Here is a 6809-nt window from a genome sequence, read left to right on the forward strand (position 1 = left end):
AGCCCGGACAGAACCGGGCAATACCTCCGACCGAAACCACCTGCGGCAGCCTAAATCGGTATCGAACGCCCTCTCAGGCCGCCGCGTCGCCGTCCCAGTCGATGCCGATCTCGGCGAGCCAGCGGCGGTCCTCGGCGTCGGGCTGGGCGTTCGGGTCGCCGGGGCCGCCGTCGGCGGGGCGGTTCTCGTCGGAACCGCTCTCGCCGGGGCGGGCCGGCGGGCGCGGGACGTGCTGGACCGGGCCGACGCCGTAGCGGGCGGCGGCCGCGTCGGCGGCCGGGTCGCCGGGTTCCAGGACGCCGATGTGCACGGCCTCCTCGTCACCCGGGTCGAGCACGGTGAGTTCGGGGTGCGGCGGGCGGCGGAGGGCGATGCGTCGGCCGCACTGCGGGCAGGACCATTCGTCGGCGCCGGAGCCGAGTCGTCCGGTGAGCCGCATCTGATGGATCGGTGGTGGCATTGGACTTCCCCCGTCCAAAGCTGTCTTCGTCCCTACCGGGAAGATGCCCGCGCACGGCCGGTCGTCAACCCGGCACCGGGGTGTCATTGGGGGAACAACAGGTGTCAGTCCAGGAACAACTGACGGGCCGTCGCCGACTGCTCGATGGCTTCGAGCCGGGCTTCCGCGCCGGGGATCTCGTCGCACATCGCCTGCAGCAGCACCCGGCCGAGCACCATCGGGGCGCAGGCGGTGTCGAAGACCAGGCCGGTGCCGACGGCGGCGGGCAGCATCAGGTCGGAGAGCTTGGCGACCGGGGCGAACGCGGAGTCGGCGACGGTCAGCACGGTCAGTCCGCAGTCGCGGGCCACCGTGAGGGCGTCCATCAGTTCGCGCGGGTAGCGGGGCAGCGCGAAGCACAGCAGGGCGCTGGCGCCGGCCGAGACGGCCTGCTCCAGGCGGTCGGCGAGCATCGAGCCGCCCTCGTCGAGCAGCCGGATGTCGGGGTGGACCTTGGCGGCGAAGTAGGAGAAGCCGCGGGCCTGGGCGGAGGCGGCGCGCAGGCCGAGCACCGGCAGCGGCCGGGACGCGGCCAGCACCCGGGCGGCGCGGACGATCGGCGCGGGGTCGGCGAGCAGCTCGGCCAGGTGCCGCAGGTGGGCGATCTCGGCGAGCACGGCCTGCTGGTGCTCGTTGCGGACCGCGTCGTGGTGGCTCTCCGGATCGGCGGCCTCGCCGACGCCGAGTTCGCGCAGCTGCTTGCGCAGCGCGGGGTAGCCGTCGTAGCCGAGCGCGACGGCGAACCGGGTGACGGACGGCTGGCTGACGCCGGCGAGTTCGGCGACCTCGACGCTGGACAGGAACGGCGCCTCGGCGGCGTGCTTCACCAGCGAGTGGGCGATCCGCCGCTGAGTGGGCGTCAACCGGTGGCCCTCGAAGAGCTGGAGCAGCCGGGCGGACGGCCCGCTGTTCGTTCCGGTCTCGTCCAGGGCGGTCATCTCGGGTACCTCCACGCTCGGTTGGGCGGTCGCCGGTGGCTTCGGCGGTGGGACGACTGTGGCGCAGTCCCGACAGACGGGCAATCGCGTTCCGCCTGACGGGACGGGCGCATCCGGAGGGTGTCCGGCGCGCCCGTCCCGGGTCACCTCGTCAGGCGAGCGGACCGGTGACCCGCTGGACCGCCTCGATCAGTGCGCCGGTGCCGACCAGTTCGGCGGCGGCCTCCAGGTCCGGGGAGAGGAAGCGGTCGCGGCCGGGCCCGCCGACGCCGGCGGCGCGGGCGGCGGCGATCGCGGCGGCGGTCGCCGGGGCGAGCACCCCGGGCTGCTCCGCGGCCTGCTCGCGCATCTCCAACGCCCGTGCGGAGGCGACGAGTTCGACGGCCAGCACGCGACCGAGGTTGGCCACCGCCTGGCGCAGCTTGCGGGCCGCGGACCAGCCCATCGAGACGTGGTCCTCCTGCATCGCCGAGGACGGGATGGAGTCCACCGAGGCGGGCACCGCGAGCCGCTTGTTCTCGCTGACCAGCGCGGCCTGGGTGTACTGGGCGATCATCAGACCGGAGTCCACGCCCGGGTCGTCGGCGAGGAACGCGGGCAGGCCGTGCGAGCGGGCCGTGTCGAGCAGCCGGTCGGTGCGGCGCTCAGAGATCGAGGCCAGGTCGGCGGCGGCGATCGCCAGGAAGTCCAGCACGTAGGCGACCGGCGCGCCGTGGAAGTTGCCGTTGGACTCGACCCGGCCGTCGGGCAGCACCACCGGGTTGTCGACGGACGCGGCGAGCTCCCGGTCGGCGACCAGCGCGGCGTGCGCGAGGGTGTCGCGGCCGGCGCCGGCCACCTGCGGGGCGCAGCGGATCGAGTAGGCGTCCTGGACCCGCGGCGCGTCGTCGTGGTGGTGGCCGGTCAGCCCGGAGCCGCGCAGCACGGCCAGCATGTTGGCGGCGGCCGCGGCCTGGCCGGGGTGCGGGCGGATCGGAGCGTGCAGCTCGGGGGCGAGCACCCGGTCGGTGGCGAGCAGCGCCTCCAGCGTCATCGCGGCGGTGATGTCGGCGGTGGTGTACAGGCGCCGGAGGTCGGCGAGGGCCATCACCAGCATGCCGAGCATGCCGTCGGTGCCGTTGATGAGGGCCAGGCCCTCCTTCTCCAGCAGTTCGACCGGCTCGATGCCGGCGGCGGCCAGCAGCTCGGCGGCGGGCTTCTCCGCGCCGTCGGGGCCGAACGCGGTGCCCTCGCCCATCAGGACGAGCGCGCAGTGCGAGAGCGGGGCGAGGTCGCCGGAGCAGCCGAGCGAGCCGAACTCCCGCACCGCCGGGGTGATTCCGGCGTTCAGCAGGGCGGCCATGGTCTCGGCGACCAGCGGGCGCACGCCGGTGCGGCCGGAGGCCAGCGTCTTCATCCGCAGGAACATCAGCGCCCGGACCACCTCGCGCTCCACCGTCGGGCCCATGCCGGCGGCGTGCGAGCGCACCAGCGAGCGCTGGAGCTGGGCCCGCAGCTCGGGGCTGATGTGGCGCACCGCCAGCGCTCCGAAGCCGGTGGACACCCCGTACACGGGGCGGGGCTCGGCGGCGAGGGCGTCGATCCGGGCGCGCGCCCCGGCCATCTCGGCGAGGGCGTCCGGCCCGATCTCCACCCGGGCCCCGCCCCGGGCCACGGCGAGGACATCCTCGGCGCTGACGTCGGCCTTGCCGACCTGGACGACGACACTGTGCATATCCATATGCACATTCTCATCAGGTGAATGCGGATATGACAAGCAATCGTTCGGCACACCGCGGATGGTTGACTGGCCCGCGGAGGTGCGACACGGATGGCGCGGGCAACGGTACGGCGGCGAGTGGTGCGACTGCGCGACGGGGAACGCGGCGCGCGGCCGGACAGTCTGGCGGCGGAGGAACCGCTGGAGATCCGGATCGGCGGCGAGGCGCTGACCGTCACCATGCGCACCCCCGGCCACGACTTCGACCTGGTGGCGGGCTTCCTGGTCGGCGAGGGCCTGGTCGCGGCCACCGAGGAACTCGCCGCGCTGCGCTACTGCGCCGGCACGGACGCCGACGGCGCCAACACGTACAACGTGGTCGACGCGGCCGTCCGCGGCGCGCGCCCGGCGCTCTCCGCGCACCGCAACCTGCTCACCACCAGCGCCTGCGGCCTGTGCGGACGCGACACCGTGGACGCCGTGCGCACCCGCAGCCGGTGGGACGTCTCGGCCGACCCGCTGACGCTCGACCCGGAGGTGCTCTACGCGCTGCCGGACAAGCTGCGCGCCGCCCAGCGGACCTTCGACTCCACCGGCGGCCTGCACGCGGCCGCGCTGTTCGCCGCCGACGGCGCCCTGCTGTGCGCCCGCGAGGACGTCGGCCGGCACAACGCGGTGGACAAGGTGGTCGGCTGGGCGCTGCGCGAGGGCCTGCTGCCGCTGCGCGGGCACGTCCTGCTGGTCTCCGGCCGGGCCTCCTTCGAACTGACCCAGAAGGCCGCGCTGGCCGGCCTGCCGCTGCTGGCGGCGGTCTCCGCGCCGTCCTCGCTCGCCGTCGACCTGGCCGAGGAGCTCGGCCTCACCCTGGTCGGCTTCCTGCGCGGGCGCAGCGCGAACGTCTACACCCGCGCGGACCGGATCGCCGGCGGCTGAACCGCCGGCGATCCGTCGAGGGGCCTCAGCGCGGCCAGAGGCTGGTGCGCCAGGCGTGCGGGCCTGGCGCGGGGACGGGACGGGGAGTGCGGCTGGTCCACGCGGTGGCCGGGCCGCTCGCGGAGGCCGCCCTGGCCCCGGCGGCGGCCCGGGCTTGGACCACCGCCAGGACGGTGGCCAGCTCCTCGGGGGTCGGCTGCCCGTGCAGCACCTGAATGGGAGTCATGCGGGTGAGCCCTTCTGCTACAGCGGGATGTTGCCGTGCTTCTTCGGCGGCAGCGCCTCCCGCTTGCCGCGCAGCGCCCGCAGCCCGCGGACGATGTGCCGGCGGGTCTCGCTGGGCGCGATGACCGCGTCGACGTAGCCGCGCTCGGCGGCCAGGTACGGGTTGAGCAGGGTGTCCTCGTACGAGGCGAGCAGCTCGGCCCGGCGCTCCTCGCCGCGTCCCTCGGCCTCGGCGGCGGCGATCTCCCGGCGGTGCAGGATGTTGACCGCGCCCTGCGCGCCCATCACCGCGATCTGCGCGGTCGGCCACGCCAGGTTGATGTCGGCGCCCAGGTGCTTGGAGCCCATCACGTCGTACGCGCCGCCGAACGCCTTGCGGGTGATCACGGTGATCAGCGGGACGGTGGCCTCCGCGTAGGCGAAGATCAGCTTCGCGCCGCGGCGGATGATGCCGTCCCACTCCTGGCCGGTGCCGGGCAGGAAACCGGGCACGTCGACGAAGGTCAGCACCGGGATGTTGAACGCGTCGCAGGTGCGCACGAAGCGGGCGGCCTTCTCGCTGGCCGCGATGTCCAGGCAGCCCGCCAGGTCCATCGGCTGGTTGCCGACCACGCCCACCGGGTGGCCCTCGACCCGGCCGAAGCCGACCACGATGTTGCCCGCGTACAGCGGCTGGACCTCCAGGAAGTCCCCGTCGTCCAGCACGTGCTCGATCACCCGGCGGATGTCGTACGGCTGGTTCGCCGAGTCCGGGACGATGCTGTCGAGCTCCAGGTCCTCGTCGGTGATCGACAGGTCCGCCTGCTCGGGGTAGACCGGCGGGTCCGAGAGGTTGTTGGAGGGCAGGTACGAGAGCAGGCTCTTGACGTACTCGATGGCCTCCTTCTCGTCGGCGGCCAGGTAGTGCGCGTTGCCGGACTTGGTGTTGTGGGTGCGGGCGCCGCCCAGCTCCTCCATGTCGACGGTCTCGCCGGTGACGGTCTTGATCACGTCGGGGCCGGTGATGAACATGTGCGAGGTCTTGTCGGCCATCACCACGAAGTCGGTGACCGCCGGCGAGTACACCGCGCCGCCCGCGCACGGGCCCATGATCAGCGAGATCTGCGGGATCACGCCGGAGGCGTGCACGTTGCGGCGGAAGATCTCGCCGTACAGGCCGAGCGAGACCACGCCCTCCTGGATCCGGGCGCCGCCCGAGTCGTTGATGCCGATCATCGGGCAGCCGGTCTTCAGCGCGAAGTCCATCACCTTGACGATCTTCTCGCCGAAAACCTCGCCCAGCGAACCGCCGAACACCGTGAAGTCCTGCGCGAACACCGCGATCTGGCGCCCGTCCACGGTGCCGTAGCCGGTCACCACGCCGTCGCCGTACGGCCGGTTCTTCTCCTGGCCGAAATTGGTCGAACGGTGCCGGGCGAACTCGTCGAACTCCACGAAGGAGTCCTCGTCCAGCAGCTCCAGGATCCGCTCGCGGGCCGTCAGCTTGCCCTTGGCGTGCTGCTTCTCGACCGCGGCGGCGGAACCGGAGTGCACCGCCTCGTCGATCCTCCGCCGCAGGTCGGCGACCTTTCCGGCGGTGGTGTGCGGGTCGTTCGGTGCCTCGGCCATTGCGGTGGCTCTCCCTGCGTCCTCGGCCGCCGGCCCGGGGCGTGGAGGGTTGCGGGCAGGGCGGCGCTGCGGTCTACCGTTGCGTAGCGTAGCCAGCCCGGAGGCCTCCGCGGCTATGGCCATCGACACATCGTGCCACTGCCCGGATTGCGGGACGATGATGCGGAGTGCGGCCGTCGGCCTGGGCCTAGGGTGGTTGGGGTGAGCACACCCGAGAGCCCCCGACCCCGCCGGTCCGGACTGCGCGGCTTCGGCCACGGCGGCCCGTCCCCGTGGACCGACCTGGACCGCCCCCCGCTCGACGAGGCCGCCCTGCGGCTCGACCTGCTGCGCCCGGGCGCCCTGTGGACCTCACTCGATGTGGTGAGCGAGACCGGCTCCACCAACTCCGACCTGGCCGCCCGCGCCAAGGACGGCGCGCCCGAGGGCGCCGTGCTGGTCGCCGAGTCGCAGAACGCCGCCCGCGGCCGGCTCGACCGCCGCTGGACCGCGCCGCCCCGCTCCGGGCTGTTCCTGTCGATGCTGCTGCGCCCGCAGGGCGTGCCGATGGAACGCTACGGCTGGCTGCCCATCCTGATCGGCACCGCCGTCTCCGCCACCCTCGACCGGATCGCCGACGTCCGCACCGGCCTGAAGTGGCCCAACGACCTGCAGGCCGAGGTCGACGGGCAGGAGCGCAAGCTCGGCGGCATCCTCACCGAACTCTCCGGCGGCGCCGTGATCGTCGGCCTCGGCCTCAACGTCTCGCTCCGGCAGGCCGAGCTGCCCGTCCCCACCGCCACCTCGCTGGCGCTGGCCGGCGCCGAGACCACCGACCGGGCCACCCTGCTGCGCGCCGTGCTGCGCGAGTTCGCCGAGCTCTACGGCGAGTGGACGGCCGCCGCCGGCGACCCGCACGCCAGCGGAC

Annotated in this window: 7 protein-coding genes; 2 read left to right on the forward strand and 5 right to left on the reverse strand. The window is 73.7% G+C overall.

All coding sequences use genetic code 11. The features are described 5' to 3' along the window. Window positions 1–73: 73 nt before the first annotated feature. The 3 genes from IEZ12_RS33650 to hutH form a co-directional block, all read right to left on the reverse strand. Window positions 74–460 (reverse strand): hypothetical protein, encoded by a 387-nt coding sequence (locus tag IEZ12_RS33650; protein WP_043914284.1) that lies wholly within the window; start codon window positions 458–460, stop codon window positions 74–76. Between the two features lie 104 nt (window positions 461–564). Beyond that, window positions 565–1437 carry a MurR/RpiR family transcriptional regulator gene (locus IEZ12_RS33655; RefSeq protein ID WP_189277670.1) on the reverse strand — a complete coding sequence of 291 codons (873 nt, stop codon included), beginning with the start codon at window positions 1435–1437 and terminating at the stop codon, window positions 565–567. A gap of 151 nt (window positions 1438–1588) precedes the next feature. Beyond that, window positions 1589–3151, reverse strand: a complete 1563-nt coding sequence (gene hutH, locus IEZ12_RS33660) for a histidine ammonia-lyase (RefSeq protein ID WP_100587296.1) — start codon at window positions 3149–3151, stop codon at window positions 1589–1591. A gap of 96 nt (window positions 3152–3247) precedes the next feature. Here hutH and fdhD point away from each other — a divergent pair, with 96 nt between their 5' ends. Beyond that, the gene (gene fdhD, locus IEZ12_RS33665) at window positions 3248–4069 is read left to right on the forward strand and encodes a formate dehydrogenase accessory sulfurtransferase FdhD (protein ID WP_189277672.1); all 822 of its coding nucleotides are present in this window, start codon (window positions 3248–3250) and stop codon (window positions 4067–4069) included. 25 nt (window positions 4070–4094) lie between these two features. On the opposite strand, the gene IEZ12_RS33670 is transcribed toward fdhD, so the two are convergent. Then, complete coding sequence (locus IEZ12_RS33670; RefSeq protein WP_189277674.1) at window positions 4095–4295, reverse strand: acyl-CoA carboxylase subunit epsilon; 201 nt, start codon at window positions 4293–4295, stop codon at window positions 4095–4097. A 17-nt stretch (window positions 4296–4312) separates the two neighbouring features. After that, a complete protein-coding gene (locus tag IEZ12_RS33675; RefSeq protein WP_189277676.1) occupies window positions 4313–5902 on the reverse strand; it encodes an acyl-CoA carboxylase subunit beta in 1590 nt (529 codons plus the stop codon). A 240-nt stretch (window positions 5903–6142) separates the two neighbouring features. Between IEZ12_RS33675 and IEZ12_RS33680 the strand changes: the two genes are divergently transcribed. Next, a partial coding sequence (locus IEZ12_RS33680) for a biotin--[acetyl-CoA-carboxylase] ligase (protein ID WP_229848530.1) occupies window positions 6143–6809 on the forward strand: 667 nt, incomplete at its 3' end.

The sequence above is a fragment of the Kitasatospora griseola genome (assembly GCF_014648555.1).
GTDB classification, from domain to species: domain Bacteria; phylum Actinomycetota; class Actinomycetes; order Streptomycetales; family Streptomycetaceae; genus Kitasatospora; species Kitasatospora griseola.